This is a genomic window from Clostridium weizhouense (assembly GCF_019431045.1).
In the GTDB taxonomy this organism is placed as follows: Bacteria; Bacillota; Clostridia; order Clostridiales; family Clostridiaceae; genus Clostridium; species Clostridium weizhouense.
Genome location: NZ_JAHXPT010000010.1, coordinates 1 through 17,153, shown reverse-complemented (window position 1 = coordinate 17,153; position 17,153 = coordinate 1). Strand labels below are relative to the sequence as shown.

Here is a 17,153-nt window from a genome sequence, read left to right as displayed (position 1 = left end):
TCATCAACTTTAAGAACTAATTTAAACTTAATTCTCCTATATTAGTTCCATTGGACTGCATGCTCCATCTGAAAAATTAGTATGTGTATGCAAATCTATCTTATAATTCATATTAATATCTCTAGCTTAGACTACATCTACTACATTAAAACCTTGTTTTTTAGCTTGTACAATAAAATTTTCTCCATCAATATGAATACAATAAACTTGATTTCTATATTTTTTAGGAACAATTTTACTTAACACCCTTAATGACGTGTGTACATTTTCCTCATTATCATTAAGGCATGTATCATGATAAATTAAATTTCCTGATTCTAAATACGGAATTAAATCAAAATTTGTTTCATATGTGTCTCCACTATAAAAAATATCATTTCCATTATCAAACTCTAGTTTATAAGAATAAGTATTTAAGTTCTTAACATGCTTAGTTATTGATGCTGAAAATTTTAATCCTAATGAGTCAATTTGCTTATTATTAGCATCATCTATAATAAAACTTTCACCTTCTTTTAATCCAAGAAGTTCTAGAAATATACTTATTTTTTCTTTTTCATTAAAATAAACCTTAGTTACTATTTTATATTTCCAATGACAAAACCCTATAAATCCACCTAATGAACCTATATGATCTGAATGCATATGCGTGATTAACACATGTATTTCTTTAATTCCTTCAACCAATTCTTTTTCTAAAATCCTTTTAAATACAGTTTCTCCACAATCAATAAGTAATAAAGTTTCATTTTTTCTTATATAAGCAGCAGTATTTCCTTCTTTAGTATGATAACCCGATCCTCTTCCTAAAAACTCTAATTTATTCATAATCCCTCTTATTCACCCCAATATTTATACTTCACTTATAATATAGTTCTTTTATATCTAAAAATGATATAAAGCTAGTAATATTAATACTTTAAAAGAAAACATCATTTGTTTATGGTACTCTTCACTATTAATAATGCTAAGTAATTTTACGATTCCATAGCAATATATACGTCCATAAAAGAAATCCCATCTTTTTGATATCTTTTTTCAAAACATGACAAAAACAAGATTTCTTCTTAATTTTTTAATTAGATTATTATACCTTCAAAATGATCCATTTCATGTTGAATTATTTGTGCTGTAAATCCAGTAAACACTTGCTTTTGCTTCTTAAAATTTCTATCAATATACTCCACCTCTATCATTTCATATCTCTTTGTTTTTCTAAAGCCAATTAAAGATAAACAACTCTCTTCTGTTTCATAAGGCTTTTCTTTCTTTAATATAACTGGATTTATCATAGGTACAATAATGGTGCCTACAGCAAATACCAATATACGCTTTTTTACTCCAATCATGTTTCCAGCTAGTCCCACACACTGCTCTAAGTTTGCTCTTAATGTATCTATTAAATCATCAATTACTACTATATCATTTTTAGTTGCCTCTTCTGATTTTTGTCCTAAAAATAATATATCTTTTACAATTGGTTTTATCATAATTTATACCTCTTTTTCAGTTATATTTTTGATTGTGCCTAACCTAACCCTATTAAATAAATTTGCTTGACTATATTCCTTCTTAAGCCATTTCTTTTACTTAATGCACATTCTTAACTTTAAAAAAATTATAACATAAACCAATGGCACTTTTAATATCATTGGTTTATTTTTCTATATATCAAAACCTATTTGAACTTCATTATTTTTTTCTTCAAAAGCTCTCATATAACTAAAGACCTCTCTTATCTCACAAATAATATTATTCTTCTTACAGGTTTCTTTAATAATTTTCATTAAATTTTCATGATTCTTACTTATTATTTCATAGCTATTTCCATATTGTCTTATGTATTTTTCTTTTAAACCTTTAAAATGCTTATCTAAATTCTTATAATAATATTCCCTATTTCCATTTCTTAATGTCAATCCAATACTAAATACTATAATCCCTTTAACTTTAGCTTCTATACAATAATCTAATATTCCTCTTATGTTTTCCTCTGTATCATTTATATAAGGCAAAATAGGAGTTAGCCAAACTACTGTTGGGATTTTGTTATCCCTCATTATCTTTAAAACTTCAAATCGTTCTTTTGTTGTAGAAACATTTGGTTCAATAATTTTGCATAATTCTTCATCATAAGTTGTTAATGTCATCTGCACAACACACTTTGCTTTATTATTTATACTTTTTAGCAAGTCCAAATCTCTTAATATTCTATTTGATTTAGTTTGTATTACTAATCCAAATCCATACTTATCAATTATCTCTAAACATTTTCTTGTATTTTGAAGCTTTTCTTCTAGATGAATATATGGATCACTCATTGCACCTGTTCCAATCATGCATTTTTTTCTTTTTCTTTTAAGTGCATCCTCTAATAGCTGTGGTCCATTAGTCTTAACCTCTATGTCTTCAAAAATATGATCCATTCCATAACAAAGACTTCTGGAGTCACAATATATACATCCATGAGTACATCCTCTATAAATATTCATTCCATTATTACTAGATAGTATCCCCTTTGCTATCACATCATGCATATAATCGTAACTCCCTTCTAATAATTGTATCTTTTAATAATTACTTTAATGAAACATAAATATCAATCTTAGCATTATCAAAATCTGAATTTAAATATTCTTCAAAATCTGCTTGATAGCTTCTATCTAAATCCATTTGCCAAATTTCACCCCAAGCTTTTGCAACTGCTCTTTCCATATGTCCTTCAATAGAAAACTTAGCATATTTCCCTGCAGGAATTTTCTTTATTGTAAGTCCCTCATTTTCAGCCTTACATACCTCATTTCCTGCTGTAACTAAATACTTATTATCTTGATAATCTGAATAAAGTCCTATAGCATATTCATTCACCTTATTTTTTATTGTTTCGTTAATACCACCTTGATACAATTTTTCCCAAAGGCCTCCAATAGTTTTTCCCATATTAGGATCATCATTACCTGTAACAGCACTAACTCCTACCACTATTTTTTCTTCTAAATTAACAATTTCATACTTCATATTTATAACCTCCATATATTTGATAAGGTTATTATACTTGGCTTAATATGACAACTATATGTCATATTAAGAATAATTTAAAAGCATTTTTTCAATTTTATTTTTAATTTCTTTTCTTATTTCTTGTGGCTCCAAAACTTCACATTCTTCTCCAAATGAAGATATATAGCTAAAAAGCCATTCTCCTTTTGGATATTCAATAGTAACAATAAAACTACCATCATCTAACTTTTTAAAATCTTCAAATTCATCATACACTCTATATGCCATTTTAGAAGAAATTCTCATTTTTAAAGTGATAAATTCATCATTAAAAATATTATCTTCCTTCATTATATTTTTTGGTGCTTTAATATTAAAACTCTCTTTAGAAATACATAAATCCTTTATCCTTCTTAATTTAAAAAATCTATAATCATTTCGTATTCTACAATATCCATACATATACCAACTTTGACCTTTAAAATACAATTTTAAGGGACATACTTCCCTACTAATATTTTCACCTTTACCACTGCTATAATCAAACTTTACTACTTTTTTACTTAATATTGCAGATTTAAGATTATTAAAAGTTTCTTTTTCCATTTCTGCATTTCCCCAATTTGAAAAATCAACTTCTATCCAATCAGTATCATTGTCACCTAATATATTATTTAACTTTCTAAGAACATTTTCAGGCTCTGGATCACTAAAACTTACAGCATTAACAGCTCTTATAGATGATAATATTTCTGACTTTTCTTCTTCTGTTAATATAGCTTTATTTAATATAAAGTCTGGCAATATAGATATACCCCCACCTTTTCCTTTACTCATATATACTGGAATCCCTGCTGTAGACAGTGTTTCAATATCTCTATAAATAGTTCTTTGTGATACTTCAAATCTTTCTGCTAACTCTTTTGCAGTTACAATATTCTTCTCTAAAAGAATATATATAATTTCAAATAATCTATTTACTTGCATAATGTTTTCCCCTTTATTATACATATCTTTGTGTAATTAATTTTTATTATTTGGCTATGTTTTAAGGACGTGTCGATATTCCAATGCCAGTTCGCCCTTATACTACAATATCAATATTCATTTAAAACATGGCGTATTATTTAACCTAATAGATATATTTTTATATTATCATAATTCTAATAGATCTTAATGGCCAAAAGAAAAAATTGGTTATTCATTAGTGATTAAAAAGGATGTCCACCTGGTTTATGAAGCATTTATTAATACCAATAAAAAATAAGAAGTACCCCTTTAGATACTTCTTATCATTATGCTATGAAATTTTATTCTACCTTAAGATTATGCTCATTACATATACTTTTCTCATAATATTTTCTATTTTGAATTTCTTTTAAACCTTTTATATAGATATTGGACTTTAGTAATGCAATCCAGCTAATTATACCAATTATGATGAAGCCTAAGACACATATTCCAAGTCCACTTATATAGTTAGACCAAGGTAAAGCACCCATGACCATACCAATACTTCCTAATATTGTTTGTGTAAAATTAATTAGAGAAGATGCTGATCCACTATCTCCTTCCTGTTGATTTAGTAAGATATCCGTACTAAATACTTTCATAATGCTTTCTACAAAAGCAAATGGAATAAATGAAAATAGAAATAATACAGGTGAAAGACGTCCTAAAATAATAAGCGCCATTCCACTAAAAACAGCTAGTACAAAACACAACCATGTAATTTTTTTTGGATCAACTTTTCCATTTATCTTTATATAGATAAGTGGTCCTAAAACTGAAACTGCCGCATTTATACCATAGATATAGCTATAGGCAGTTGCAGATAGTCCAAAAAAATCAATATAAACATATGAAGATACGGCAACATAAGCCATATAAGGTGCTGCAAACAAGGATGCAATAATCAATAAATATGTAAATCCCTTATTCTTTCCTACAACTACAAGTCTTCCCATTGTATTTATTAACTTTCCATCTAATCTTTTGGAAGCAGACAATGTTTCAGATAGTAGAAATGAAGCTATTAAGCATATAATTCCTATAATCGCATAAGCTACAAAAATTGCTCTCCAATTAAAACACTGCAATATAAATGCTCCTAGAATAGGTGCAACCATAGGAGCAATTATAGAAATAGACGTAACAACTGCAAGTATGGTACCCATAGCTTTTCCCTTAAAAGAATCTTTAATCAGAACAATTGAAATTGCTAACATACCACCAGCACCAATAGATTCAATAATTCTAAAAAATATCAGTTGCCAAATATTTGTAGAGATAGCACAAAGACCACTAAAAACTACATATAAAAACAAACTTATAATTAAAATAGGTTTACGACCATGCTTGTCACTAAAAGGTCCAAAAATTAAAAGTCCTAAAGCCATAAAAATATAAAAGCCTACAAGCGTTAAATTCATTACTGAATCAGAAGCTGCAAAATAAGCATTCATATATGGAAGTGCAGGCAGATACATATCAACTGAAAACATAGGAGCCATACTCAGCACAGTAATAAGCGCAATAATTCCTCCTTTTTTTAAATATTTTTGTTTAACTAACATATCTTGTTTCATATAAAATTAACCTCTTCTTTTCAAACTATTATTATATTAAAAAAGTTACCATTAAAATCATCTTATCCGTGAAATTTCATTGGCGCCATGATAATACCTTGCCTTTTAATGTCAACAGTCCTATTATAAAGTATGGGGTTACCCAATAGTCAATAGGAGAATAAAAAGATGTCAAAAATTTTTTTCAAAGCAGGAGAGTTTGCTGCTTTATGTGGTGTAAAAAAAGACACCCTATTCTACTACGATGAACTAGGCATTTTAAAGCCAGAAATTGTTGCAGAAAATGGGTATCGGTATTATTCAACAAAGCAGCTTACAACCTTTGATATTATACAATCACTTAAAGAGGTTGGTACACCTCTGAAAGAAATTAAAAGCTATATGGAAAAACAGAATACAACTAATTTTTTATCTATTCTAAAAACAAAACAAATTCAATTAAAAAAAGAGCAAAAACGCCTTAATCAAATAAAAAAGCTCATCAAAAATACCATAGCTACTACAGAACATGCACTGTCAGTTAATTGCGATGAAGTTCAAATTGAATATTGTAATGAGGAGTATTATATTGTTATAGACGCACCAGAAGTTAGTTATACAGACGAAAAAGCTTTCCATATGAAAATACAAGAACATATTTCATACTGTCGCAAAAATTATTGTTATAATGAATTTCCAATTGGTGAAATCGTACTTTTGAAAAACCTTAAGCAAGGCCTATTTGAGAGAAAGTACTTTTGCAGCAAAATAGATCATAAGACAAATAGTGAATATCTATTTATAAAACCCGCGGGAACTTATGCTGTGTTATTTCACAAGGGTGCTTATGAAACACTTCCGGATGCTTACCGAAAACTTAAAGAATATATTGAACAAAACGGCTACGAAATCATTGGAAATGCCTACGAAGAAGATCAACTCTATTATCTTTCAGTAAGTAACCCAAATCAATATTTGTTGAAAATTTCTATTCAAATTGATAAATAACGTAAAAGCTACACAAAGTTGTAATACTTGTGTAGCTTTTTTTATTCAAAGAATATATTCCTTTTACAAAGCAAACAAGCTATATAATCTTTAAATAATTTTATTGTAAACCAAATTATAAATTCAAGTTGACAATTAAAATTATAGATTATATACTAATTTAAAGTTTATTTTTACAATTTTACATGGTGGTGAACTAATATGGAAAAATTAATTGAAGAAATTATAAATGGAAGACGTTTAACAAGATAGGAAATAACACTGAACAAGATAAAATTATGCTTACAAAACTTGGTTTTGATATTCAAAAATAGAAGGAGAATCAATTATGGAAAAAACAAAAAAAATCAATACTCGTCAATTGACATTGATTGGATTTATGACTGCGGTTACTTGTATATTAGGACCACTATCACTACCTATTGGAATAGTGCCAATTTCATTAACTAATCTTGTAATTTATTTTGCGGTATATGCACTAGGGCGAAAAAGAGCAACGCTTAGTTATATAGTTTATCTTTTCATAGGTCTTGTAGGACTACCGGTATTTTCAGGGTTTTCTGGAGGAGTGGCTAAATTATTTGGACCAACAGGTGGATATTTAATTGGATTTATTTTTATGGCATTTATCAGTGGTATTTTCATTGATAAATTCTCAAACAAGATTTATATGTGTTTCTTAGGAATGGTATTAGGCACAATTGTAACATATATATTTGGAACAACATGGTTAGCATATGAAGCACATATAGGATTCAATAAAGCATTAACAATTGGTGTACTTCCATTTATTCCAGGAGATATAGTAAAAATAATAATTGCATCACTTATTGGACCTCAAATTAAAAAGAGGCTAATAAGTTCTGGATTATACTAACAAATAGAAAGATGGCTCAAATTATACTATGATTTGAGCCAATTAATCTTTAAATGAGATTTTTTCTATTTTATTCTTATATATATTTTACACAAATTGATATAATTCTAAATTAGAAATTAATATTTAACTACGTTTTCTAAATAAATTTTTAAGTCATACATATAATTAACTTGAAATATAAATTATGTGTATGACTTAAAAACAAAAATGTTATTATTTTACATAAACATTATTAATCTTTATGTTTCCATCTAATTTTAAACTTGTTTTTTCCTCATTAGTATCATCAATTTTTCCTATGAAAATAGTACTATCTTTTTTTAGCTTATTAACTAATGTTACTGTTAATATTAGAGTTAACAAATCTGCAATCCCTTGCGTAAAAATTATTCCATTTAAACCTATTATTATTGGCAGAATAAATATAGTAGGTATAAAGAAGATTCCTTGTCTTGTAATACTTAATATTGCAGCTTCTTTCATTTTTCCAACAGCTACAAATAATGTTGTATAAATAGATTGAAAACCAAAGAAAATAAACATAATGCTATTTGCCCTTAATGCGCTGCTACCTATATTGATAACATTAGCATCATTACTAAATATTGAAATAATAGACTTAGAAAAAATAATTAGTATAGCTGTTGCCATCACGCAAAAACCTGTAGTCATTTTTAAAGATTCACTAATCGTTTCTTTAAATCTGCGATAATTTTTTGCACCGTAATTATATCCCACCATAGCTTGAAATCCTTTTGAGTACCCAAAAACACCATAAGATACAAATGTAATTATTCTAGTTACAATTCCCATTGCAGCTACTGCATAATCTCCATAATGGCTCGCTGATGCATTTATTAATCCCATAGCTGTACTAGATAGTAACATAAAAATAAAATTAATTATTCCAACCTTCATCATTTGAGAATATATTACTTTGTCAAATGAAATATGTTTAAAAGATATTTTGGTGATGCTTTTATTACTTAAAACGTACCATATATAAAGAATTGTTGTAATGCTTTGTGCCACTACAGTAGCAATAGCTGCCCCCCTTATTCCGAGTAAAAAAGTGTATATAAAGATAGGTTCTAAAATTATATTTAATACTGCACTTATAATCATTGCTGTCATACTTATTTTTGTAGAACCTTCAGCACTGGCAATATTACTCATTGTTACATTTACTATATTTAAAATTGATCCAAGGATAAATATAGTGGAGAACTCTCTTGCATATGGCAACATTGTATTGGTGGCTCCAAATAATATTAATATTTTATCTAGAAAAACCAGTGTCAATATTATAGTAATTACTCCCCAAAATAAACTATTAAAAAGCGCTATTGATGCTGTTTTATTTGCTTTATTAAAATTTTTTTCTCCTAAAAGTCTAGAAATATATGGAGCTGCACCACATCCAAAAATCAATCCTACTGAAGTAATTAATTGTGTTATAGGAAATGTTACTGAAACTGCTGCCATCTGACTAGTTCCAAGTCCGCCTACAAACATAGCATCTACCACACTATTAAATGCAGTTATAAGCATACCTACGATTATAGGTACTCCAAGTTTTAATAAAGCTTTAGATACTTTTTCCTCACTCATTATTTTAATATTTTTATTTTTTATATTCATTTATATCAATCCTTTCATTTTGCCATTCATATCAAACATGTTTTAAAATAGTTTTAATAGATGCATAAGATACACAGTTCTAAAAAGATCTTATTTCTTCTTATTTTTTTAAACCATACTCCTTCCTTACTTCTTTCATAATTGTTTAATAAATCCAATATTTATATTTCCAATTTTCTTGTTGTCTTAAGCAAATTTATTTTAGCGCACCAATTTAAACTGTATTTAAATTTTTATATTTTATTAGCAAAATAAAAAACTGTATTTTAATCTTGTAAAAGTTACAGGATTAAACACAGTTTTAACGCCAATTTAATTTTCTATGGGAAGTGATATAATAAATGTTGCTCCTTTATTTATATCACTTTGAACTTTTATATTTCCTTTGTGAAGATCAACTATTTTTTTAACAATAGAAAGGCCTAATCCATTTCCTCCAAGTTCTCTTTTTCTAGATTTATCTATCATATAAAAACGTTCAAATATGCATTTTTGTTCTTCTTCACTTATACCAATACCACTGTCCTTAATTATTACATCAATACCATCTGGTTCTTTTTTAATTGATACATAAATTTTGCTTCCATAAGGAGTGAATTTGATACTATTATTTAGCAGATTGATCCAAACCTCACTCATAAGCTCTTCATCAGCATTTATAGTAACGTCTGAAAATTCTATTACAAATTCAATGTTCTTATCTAACCATTGAGGTTCTAAAGATAAAATAATATTTCTAAGTTGTTTACTTAAATCATAACTTTTGATTTGTAATTCCTTTGTCTCACAATCCAAAGCAGATAACTTTAATAAATTATCACTTAACTTAGATAATCTCTTAGATTCCATTTGAATAATTCCAAGATATGATTTCTTTTCTTCAGGTGATAACCTGTCATTTTGTAATAATACAGCAAACCCTTGTATAGACGTAAGTGGAGATTGTATTTCATGAGATACATTAGACACAAAATCTTGACGCATCATTTCCATATTGCTTAGTTGCTTTACCATACTATTTACTTTTTCAGCCAGCTCCTTCATTAAATGATTATGAGGATTATTTTCATACTTTTCACTTTCTATAAAAACCCCAAAATCTCCATTAGATATTCTATCCAGCGCATTAAATACCATTTTAAAGTTATCTTTTGAATGCCCAACACGTTTATAAATTATATAAATTCCTACTAAATATATTGCAATTCCTAAAAAACAACTTAGTATATTTAACGTGATAATATAAAAATTAACCTTAATATTAAAAATCTTATATATTACAAAAAATCCAATAATAATAGATACTATTATTCCAATTGTATTTCTAATATGGTGTGCTAACCTATCTTTATCATCCTTCACAATCTACTTCCTCCAATCTATAACCTAATCCTCTTATAGTTGTTATTTTCACGCCTGAAACATCTTGAGGAAATCTATCACGAAGTCTCCCAATATGCACATCTAAAGTTCTTTCATTACCATCAAAATCATAACCCCAAATATTTTCTATTAATAAATCCCTAGAAAATGTCTTTCCTGGCATACTAGCAAGTGTAAATAACAACTCAAATTCCTTTAATGGCAATGTAATGTTTTGATTACCTACTCTAAGGATAAAATTCTTTTTATCAATAGAAATATTACCTATATTTATTGATTGTGACTCATTTAAATGATACCTCTTTAACAATGATTTTACCCGTACTACAAGTTCTAGTGGTTCAAATGGTTTTGTTAAATAATCATCAGCACCAATTTCAAACCCTTTTACTTTCTGACTTGTTTCCCCCAACACAGTTAACATTAAAATTGGCATGTTGCTAAACTCTCTAATCTCCTTGCATAATTCCCATCCATCCATATTCGGCATCATAATATCTGTAATAACCATGTCCACTTTTTCGTTATCTATTTTTTTCAAAGCTTCATCACCATCAAAAGCTGTTACTATTTCATAATTCTCATTTTTTAATAATGATTGTATTAACTTATTTATATTTTTATCATCTTCTACTATTAATATTTTAATCATATCAAACACCACCCTAATTTATTTTATCATCTTATTTTAAACTAATTTTAAACTGTTTACTTTTTCGATACTTTTTTATTTTATATAATTTTTTAAATATAAAATTACTATTATAAAAACATAACCGCTTATAATTAGCTATTTAAGCTACATATAGGCGGTCATAAATATGCATTGTAAAAATCAATATAAAATTAACTCATATCTTTCAATATCTAATTTTAGTAAAAACCTCCGTTACTTGTTATATACCATTTTCACTTATAAAAATAGCCTTAGACAAGTTATATAAATGTCTAAGGCTAAAATATACTTATTTATAGTACGGTTCTTCTAAATAAGATCTATTTCATCATTTCTAATTTTTCATAACATAAGTTACGAAATAACTGACAATATCTACGAAATCCGCTCTGTCCAATTAAATAAATATTTGGCATATAACTCATTCTTTTTTGTGAATATACAATACGTTCCATTCCATTATCTAATCCTGTATGATTACTAAGTGCTATCTCTACATTTTTATTTTCACATTGTTCCATGAAGTAATCTAATGACTTCATGTAAAGAATAATATCTTGTAGATTTGCTGGAGGATTAGAGCCTCCCCATAAAGCAGCCTGATATATCTTCTTGTTTTCCGTTACATTAAATATAAAGCTAAGGCCACCTGGTGTATGTCCTGGAGTATCATAAACATAAATTGTTTTATCACCAAGAGTGATTGTATCACCATCTTTCACATAAACATCAATTGTATAGTCTTTCCATGTTTCAGGTCGATTCTTTTTTGCAGGTTCAGTCTGCCAAAAGATATCATCTCTTTTTGATAAATATGTTTTAGCATGAAAAGCATTTACAATCCATTTCCCACATCCTGTATGGTCTACATGTCCATGAGTTAATACTAGTTTTTTTATATCTTCAGGTTTCCATCCCACATCTTTAATTGCAAAAACAATTGCATTAAATGCCTCTTCACACGGCCATATAGCATCTATTACAATTAATCCATCCGTTGTTTTTAAAACAAAGCAATTCGTTTCTTTTTGTGCAATAATAAGTAAATCATCAAATATAAGTGCATGAGTGAAATAAGACATATCCTCCATTGCTCTTATTGTTTCCATTGTAATAATTGGTTTTTTTAATCTAAACATTCTATTCTCCTTTGATAATATTATGATAACTACTTCGATAAAACGATGAACAAAGTTTCATATCAAAATATCCAATCAAAAAAGTATCAAAATAAAACCTGATTTATTCCAGGCATAATAATTTTTGATGAATCTTTCTTCTATTCTCTGTACAACGCTTCATCACTTTATTTGTACAGAGTTAATTCGGTTCTTAGGATGCATTTTTAAATATTTTTTCATAGCTTTCCTTCCTTTATACACTAAAATCTATTGCTGATTTATAAAAATCAATTTTTTCATTTAATTTTTGAAGATTTTCGTTAGCTTTAGTAATTTCTTCTTTTAATACAGTTTTATGCTTTATAAGTATATCCATTCTTTCAGACATAGTAGAGTTCCCAATAGCTCGTAATTTTGCATACTTTTGAATTTCCTTGATAGGCATTTTAGTTTCTTTTAATCTTTTTATAAATGCTATCCATGTTACATCTTTTTCACTATAATAACGTCTACCATTTTTTTTACGTTCTGGGGTAATTAAGCCTTCTTTTTCATAGTAACGTAATGTATCTATGCTTAAATTAGTAAGCTTTGAAAATTCTCCTATTGAATAATTCATTTTTAATTCTCCTTTTAAGGATTAAAATTAGAACTTGACCTAGAGTCAACTCCAGATTATATAATTCCAATATATCATAAAAATGGGAGTGGTTCAAATGAATAAAAAACAAAAATATACAGTTATTACAGGTTCAAGTTCTGGAATAGGATATGAAACTGCAAAGGTTTTTGCAAAACGTGGTAAGAATTTGATTATAGTTGCACGTAGTAAAGAAAATTTAGAAAAATTAAAAGAAGAAATTTTACAGGAAAGTCCATCATTAGATGTAATAATTAAATGTGTTGATTTATCTGTAATATCAAATGTACATAAACTTTATGAAGAATTGAAACCCTATTGTATTGAAACATTGGTTAATAATGCAGGTTTTGGTAATTATTCTAGTGTGGCTAATCAAAATTTAGAAAAAGTTGAAACCATGCTTAGATTAAATATAGAAGCTTTAGTAGTATTATCCTCACTATTTGTACATGATTATAAAAATATTGATAATACACAACTTATAAATATTTCTTCTAGTGGTGGATATATTATTGTACCAAATGCTGTTACATATTGTGCAAGTAAATTTTTTGTAAGTATATTTACTGAAGGCTTAGCAAGAGAGTTAAAAGCTTGTAATGCAAAACTACAAGCAAAAGTACTTGCACCAGCAGCTACAAAGACAAACTTCGGGAAAATAGCTAATAATGTACAAAAATATGATTATGAGAAGTCTTTTGCTACTTATCATACTAGTAAACAAATGGCTGATTTTTTATTAAAATTATATGATAGTAACAAGGTACTTGGAATAGTTAATAGAGAATCTTTTGAATTTGAATTAAGTTCTCCATTATTTAATTATTCAGGAAATCCTAAAAATAACCAAAATAGTTGTACATTATAGAATTATATATTAATCGATAATCAAAGAAGCATCTATAATTAATACAGGTGCTTACTCTTTGATTATTTTAAAAAGCTTATTCCTCTTTTCTTTTATCATCTGCACTAATATGTTGTATGCCTATAAATATAAGGTTTATTAGTTCTCTTATATTTTTCCATTGAGATTCATTTGAATCAAGATAATAATAATTTTTTGTCCCTTCTTTGCGGACATTTACAATTTCTGCTCTTTTTAATATTTGCAGATGATGAGAAACAGCGGGTCTAGAAAGATGAGTTTTCTTTGAAATTTCGCCTACTCTGATTCCATTAAAATCACTTTCTAAAAGAGTAAGTAAAATTAATTGTCTAGTTTCATCTCCTATAGCATAAATAGCTTCACCGCACATTTTAAATTTTGATGCTATCTCCTCTAATCGTTCATTACATTCATTTTTCATACTTTCTCTCCTAATATTTATAAATATCTAATCATAGCTTCCTCTTTTTTAGTTGTTCTTCTATATTTCACATTTGGGTACCCAATTACTAAAGTTGTTACTACATGATCACTATATTTCAAGTTTAAAATTTTACGCAATTTTTTTGAATAGTTTGCTACACTTGTAAAAAATCCACTATACAATACTCCTAAACCATAAGATTCTGCCATTAAAGCCATATTACTTGCTGCAAGAGAACCACTAACTTTATCTTTAGTTACTACCATAATTGCAATTGGTGCTTTCTTAAAAAAGAAATTATCATCAATTACAACTTCTCTTGCAGCCTTCATCCAAAGTTTTGCAAAACCTTGAATTTTTCTAAAAAATTTCACTGCAACTTCTTCATACTTCTCTTTATCTTTACTTAAAACAATATATGATACATTTTGAGCATTTTTAGCACTTGGAGTTACTCGTCCTGCCTCAATAATTTGCTGTATAATTTCCAAAGGAACTTCGCTATTTTTAAATTGACGAATAGTTCTTCTTGTTTTAAGTGCTATTAATAAATCTTTTTGATTTAGTGTAGATTTATCTGTAATATCCATTGTTTTTTCACTAAATCCAGTTAAAGTAACAGCACCTTTAGGGCAAATTGCTTCACAATGTCCACACTTAATACACTCCTGATTTTTAATTACTGCCTTTTTTTCTTTAATGATAATATTATTTACTGGACAATCACCTTTACAAAGCTCACAACCAATACAAAGATTTTTATCTACTTGAATAATATGCTCTTTCATGAGTACATTTCCTGCCTTTCGTTCATTTATTTAAACCATTATAGCAAATAGATAATCTTTTTGTTCATTGGTAAAGAAATTGGTTACCATTATTTAAATTATATATATATCTTCTCCTAAATATCACTTTAATACTATGCGCTTACTTTTTATTAATTAAACATCTCTTTTAATTTTGTTTATCTGGATATATACTTTGTAGTTAAAAGATATTTCATCTTAGTTACTCCGACCTGTAATTGTTTTTTGTCATATAAAAAATTACTATTGCTTAAAGATCAGTCTTACAAAGTAATTCTCACCTATAAAAAATAACCTTAACCAAGTAATTTAGATGGTTAAGGTTAAAAACTTCATTTATTTATGGTACAGTTCAATGTATCATTAGCAATTGATAATTCTTTTAGTACATCTTTTTTTAATATTTCTAGTTTTATGAATAGTAATTATCCAATAATTCTTATAGTCAATTTCTGATATTGGTCTTTTTATAATACTTTTGTGCTTTTAATGCAAAAAGACTATATAAGATAATTATCAAAGGAAAAAACAACCAGAAAAATCCTCTCATAATTACAAAAGGTGTTTCAAATAAAAATGCTTTCCAAAAGTGTTCACCTGTTTTTTCCCATAATCCAGACGTATAATAAAATAATTTAGGATTTAAAAATGCAGCTACATTAATAACTTTTGTTGTAATCAGGCTTATGAATATTGGAACATAACACATTGCTAATGTTAACCACATATTAGATAATTTCTTATAACGTTCTGCTTTAGAATTCACATCAGAAAAAATATCCGCTCCTGCTTTATCATCTATTTTTTTAAAATATTGCTTTCCAGAATTTTTTTTCCCAGCAATATGTCCCCATCCGAAATCTTTAAACATTAAAATATAATCTTGAAAGTAATTATCTGACTTAAAATTTCTATAATCAATTTTTATAACAGTATTTTGAGGTGAAGTTTTACTAAATTCATAGTTTATATTTTTATCACTCAATTCCCAACCTAATTTTCCCATTTCATTTAACCATTTTTCTTCTTTATTAAAATTTATATAAAATCTAAATTTTTTCATATTTACCCTCCAATCTATTTCAAATTATTCGTAGTAATATTAATTATATGTTTCATTCTTTCAAAATCAAGAAGTAATATCTTCTTTCCCTCATCCGTTATAATATAAACCTTTCGTCTACTATCGTTACTTTCAACAGGTTCAATAAATTTTAATTTTAGCAAATTTTCAATAGCACCATATAATGTTCCTGCTGCTATTCTTACTTTTCCGTCACTTAATTCTTCAACCTTTTGCATGATTAAATATCCATGTGCTGGTTCTAATAGAGATAAAAGAATATAATAAACTGTTTCTGTAAGTGGTAAATTTTTATTTCTTTTCATTTATTTTTTTACTCCTTTACTATAAAGCTCAAATATATAGCCTAACTGTATATTTGTATTATATATAGTTGAACTATATATGTCAATATCAAAAGTTTATATGATTATTTTTATATTAACAGGATTTATCACAAACTTTTTTCTAGAAAAAATAAGAAGGAGAACCAACTCCATATAGAATTGATTCTCTATAATTAATCAGGAATATGTTCCTTTAAGTAATTAATAAAATACCTACTTGCTATAGGAATTGTTTTTAGATTATTATAAGCAATTCCTATGGTACGTGTCACAGGTGGGTTAATTGGAACTTTAGCTATATCATAGCTCACTCGTCTTAGAACTAATTCAGGCAAAATACTTATTCCTAAGCCTTCTTCAATCATGGAAAGAATAGAATAATCATCATGAATACACATTTTGATATTTGGATGAAGATCTTGTTCATGAAAAGCATCTAAAGCTTCATTGAGAGCCCCTTCTTCCAATAGAATAAAAGATTCAGTTGCAAGCTGTTTCAATGTGACTGAACTTTCTTTTGCTAATGAATGTTCTTGTGGAAGAACAGCTAGAAGTTCTCCATCCTTTAAGGCAATAGTATTTAATTTTGACACTGCAGCAGGATTTATGAATCCAAAATCCTGACTTACGGACAGTTATTATCAAAATTATTGAATAAATTCCATAATAAATTTAATTTTAAATTATTATGGAATTTGCTCT

General features: G+C 27.4%; 19 protein-coding genes. 3 read left to right on the top strand and 16 right to left on the bottom strand.

The window, feature by feature from the left end:
- Nucleotides 1-126: 126 nt before the first annotated feature.
- From KYD98_RS12225 to KYD98_RS12200, 6 genes are all read right to left on the bottom strand, one after another.
- The gene (locus tag KYD98_RS12225; protein ID WP_219780331.1) at nucleotides 127-828 is read right to left on the bottom strand and encodes an MBL fold metallo-hydrolase; all 702 of its coding nucleotides are present in this window, start codon (nucleotides 826-828) and stop codon (nucleotides 127-129) included.
- A gap of 251 nt (nucleotides 829-1,079) precedes the next feature.
- Complete coding sequence (locus tag KYD98_RS12220) at nucleotides 1,080-1,490, bottom strand: peptide deformylase (protein WP_219780330.1); 411 nt, start codon at nucleotides 1,488-1,490, stop codon at nucleotides 1,080-1,082.
- A 174-nt stretch (nucleotides 1,491-1,664) separates the two neighbouring features.
- Entirely contained in the window at nucleotides 1,665-2,537 is an 873-nt protein-coding gene (locus KYD98_RS12215; protein ID WP_219780329.1) for an SPL family radical SAM protein, read from the bottom strand.
- 40 nt (nucleotides 2,538-2,577) lie between these two features.
- Entirely contained in the window at nucleotides 2,578-3,018 is a 441-nt protein-coding gene (locus KYD98_RS12210) for a GyrI-like domain-containing protein (RefSeq protein ID WP_219780328.1), read from the bottom strand.
- A gap of 66 nt (nucleotides 3,019-3,084) precedes the next feature.
- Nucleotides 3,085-3,987, bottom strand: coding sequence for a helix-turn-helix transcriptional regulator (locus KYD98_RS12205; protein WP_219780327.1), 903 nt, complete (start codon nucleotides 3,985-3,987; stop codon nucleotides 3,085-3,087).
- Nucleotides 3,988-4,310: 323 nt separating this feature from the next.
- Nucleotides 4,311-5,588: an MFS transporter gene (locus KYD98_RS12200; protein WP_219780326.1), complete on the bottom strand. Its 1,278-nt coding sequence runs from the start codon at nucleotides 5,586-5,588 to the stop codon at nucleotides 4,311-4,313.
- A 168-nt stretch (nucleotides 5,589-5,756) separates the two neighbouring features.
- Between KYD98_RS12200 and KYD98_RS12195 the strand changes: the two genes are divergently transcribed.
- Nucleotides 5,757-6,575 carry a MerR family transcriptional regulator gene (locus tag KYD98_RS12195; protein WP_219780325.1) on the top strand — a complete coding sequence of 273 codons (819 nt, stop codon included), beginning with the start codon at nucleotides 5,757-5,759 and terminating at the stop codon, nucleotides 6,573-6,575.
- A gap of 328 nt (nucleotides 6,576-6,903) precedes the next feature.
- Nucleotides 6,904-7,452, top strand: a complete 549-nt coding sequence (locus KYD98_RS12190) for a biotin transporter BioY (RefSeq protein WP_219780324.1) — start codon at nucleotides 6,904-6,906, stop codon at nucleotides 7,450-7,452.
- Between the two features lie 216 nt (nucleotides 7,453-7,668).
- On the opposite strand, the gene KYD98_RS12185 is transcribed toward KYD98_RS12190, so the two are convergent.
- From KYD98_RS12185 to KYD98_RS12165, 5 genes are all read right to left on the bottom strand, one after another.
- Nucleotides 7,669-9,096 carry an MATE family efflux transporter gene (locus tag KYD98_RS12185; protein ID WP_219780323.1) on the bottom strand — a complete coding sequence of 476 codons (1,428 nt, stop codon included), beginning with the start codon at nucleotides 9,094-9,096 and terminating at the stop codon, nucleotides 7,669-7,671.
- Between the two features lie 312 nt (nucleotides 9,097-9,408).
- Nucleotides 9,409-10,458, bottom strand: a complete 1,050-nt coding sequence (locus KYD98_RS18430; protein WP_219780322.1) for a sensor histidine kinase — start codon at nucleotides 10,456-10,458, stop codon at nucleotides 9,409-9,411.
- Nucleotides 10,448-11,131, bottom strand: a complete 684-nt coding sequence (locus tag KYD98_RS12175) for a response regulator transcription factor (protein ID WP_219780321.1) — start codon at nucleotides 11,129-11,131, stop codon at nucleotides 10,448-10,450. The genes KYD98_RS18430 and KYD98_RS12175 overlap by 11 nt, the downstream gene beginning before the upstream one ends.
- 344 nt (nucleotides 11,132-11,475) lie before the next feature.
- Nucleotides 11,476-12,294, bottom strand: a complete 819-nt coding sequence (locus KYD98_RS12170) for an MBL fold metallo-hydrolase (RefSeq protein WP_219780320.1) — start codon at nucleotides 12,292-12,294, stop codon at nucleotides 11,476-11,478.
- Nucleotides 12,295-12,529: 235 nt separating this feature from the next.
- Nucleotides 12,530-12,895 carry a MerR family transcriptional regulator gene (locus KYD98_RS12165; protein WP_219780319.1) on the bottom strand — a complete coding sequence of 122 codons (366 nt, stop codon included), beginning with the start codon at nucleotides 12,893-12,895 and terminating at the stop codon, nucleotides 12,530-12,532.
- A gap of 97 nt (nucleotides 12,896-12,992) precedes the next feature.
- Between KYD98_RS12165 and KYD98_RS12160 the strand changes: the two genes are divergently transcribed.
- Complete coding sequence (locus tag KYD98_RS12160; RefSeq protein ID WP_219780318.1) at nucleotides 12,993-13,787, top strand: SDR family NAD(P)-dependent oxidoreductase; 795 nt, start codon at nucleotides 12,993-12,995, stop codon at nucleotides 13,785-13,787.
- A gap of 76 nt (nucleotides 13,788-13,863) precedes the next feature.
- On the opposite strand, the gene KYD98_RS12155 is transcribed toward KYD98_RS12160, so the two are convergent.
- The 5 genes from KYD98_RS12155 to KYD98_RS12135 all read right to left on the bottom strand — a co-directional run bounded on the left by KYD98_RS12155 (nucleotide 13,864) and on the right by KYD98_RS12135 (nucleotide 17,059).
- The gene (locus KYD98_RS12155) at nucleotides 13,864-14,229 is read right to left on the bottom strand and encodes an ArsR/SmtB family transcription factor (protein ID WP_219780317.1); all 366 of its coding nucleotides are present in this window, start codon (nucleotides 14,227-14,229) and stop codon (nucleotides 13,864-13,866) included.
- Nucleotides 14,230-14,246: 17 nt separating this feature from the next.
- The gene (locus KYD98_RS12150) at nucleotides 14,247-15,020 is read right to left on the bottom strand and encodes a nitroreductase family protein (protein WP_219780316.1); all 774 of its coding nucleotides are present in this window, start codon (nucleotides 15,018-15,020) and stop codon (nucleotides 14,247-14,249) included.
- 466 nt (nucleotides 15,021-15,486) lie between these two features.
- Entirely contained in the window at nucleotides 15,487-16,104 is a 618-nt protein-coding gene (locus KYD98_RS12145; protein WP_219780315.1) for a DUF2812 domain-containing protein, read from the bottom strand.
- A 14-nt stretch (nucleotides 16,105-16,118) separates the two neighbouring features.
- Entirely contained in the window at nucleotides 16,119-16,430 is a 312-nt protein-coding gene (locus KYD98_RS12140) for a PadR family transcriptional regulator (RefSeq protein ID WP_219780314.1), read from the bottom strand.
- 194 nt (nucleotides 16,431-16,624) lie between these two features.
- Nucleotides 16,625-17,059, bottom strand: coding sequence for a LysR family transcriptional regulator substrate-binding protein (locus KYD98_RS12135; protein WP_308462457.1), 435 nt, complete (start codon nucleotides 17,057-17,059; stop codon nucleotides 16,625-16,627).
- Nucleotides 17,060-17,153 lie beyond the last annotated feature (94 nt).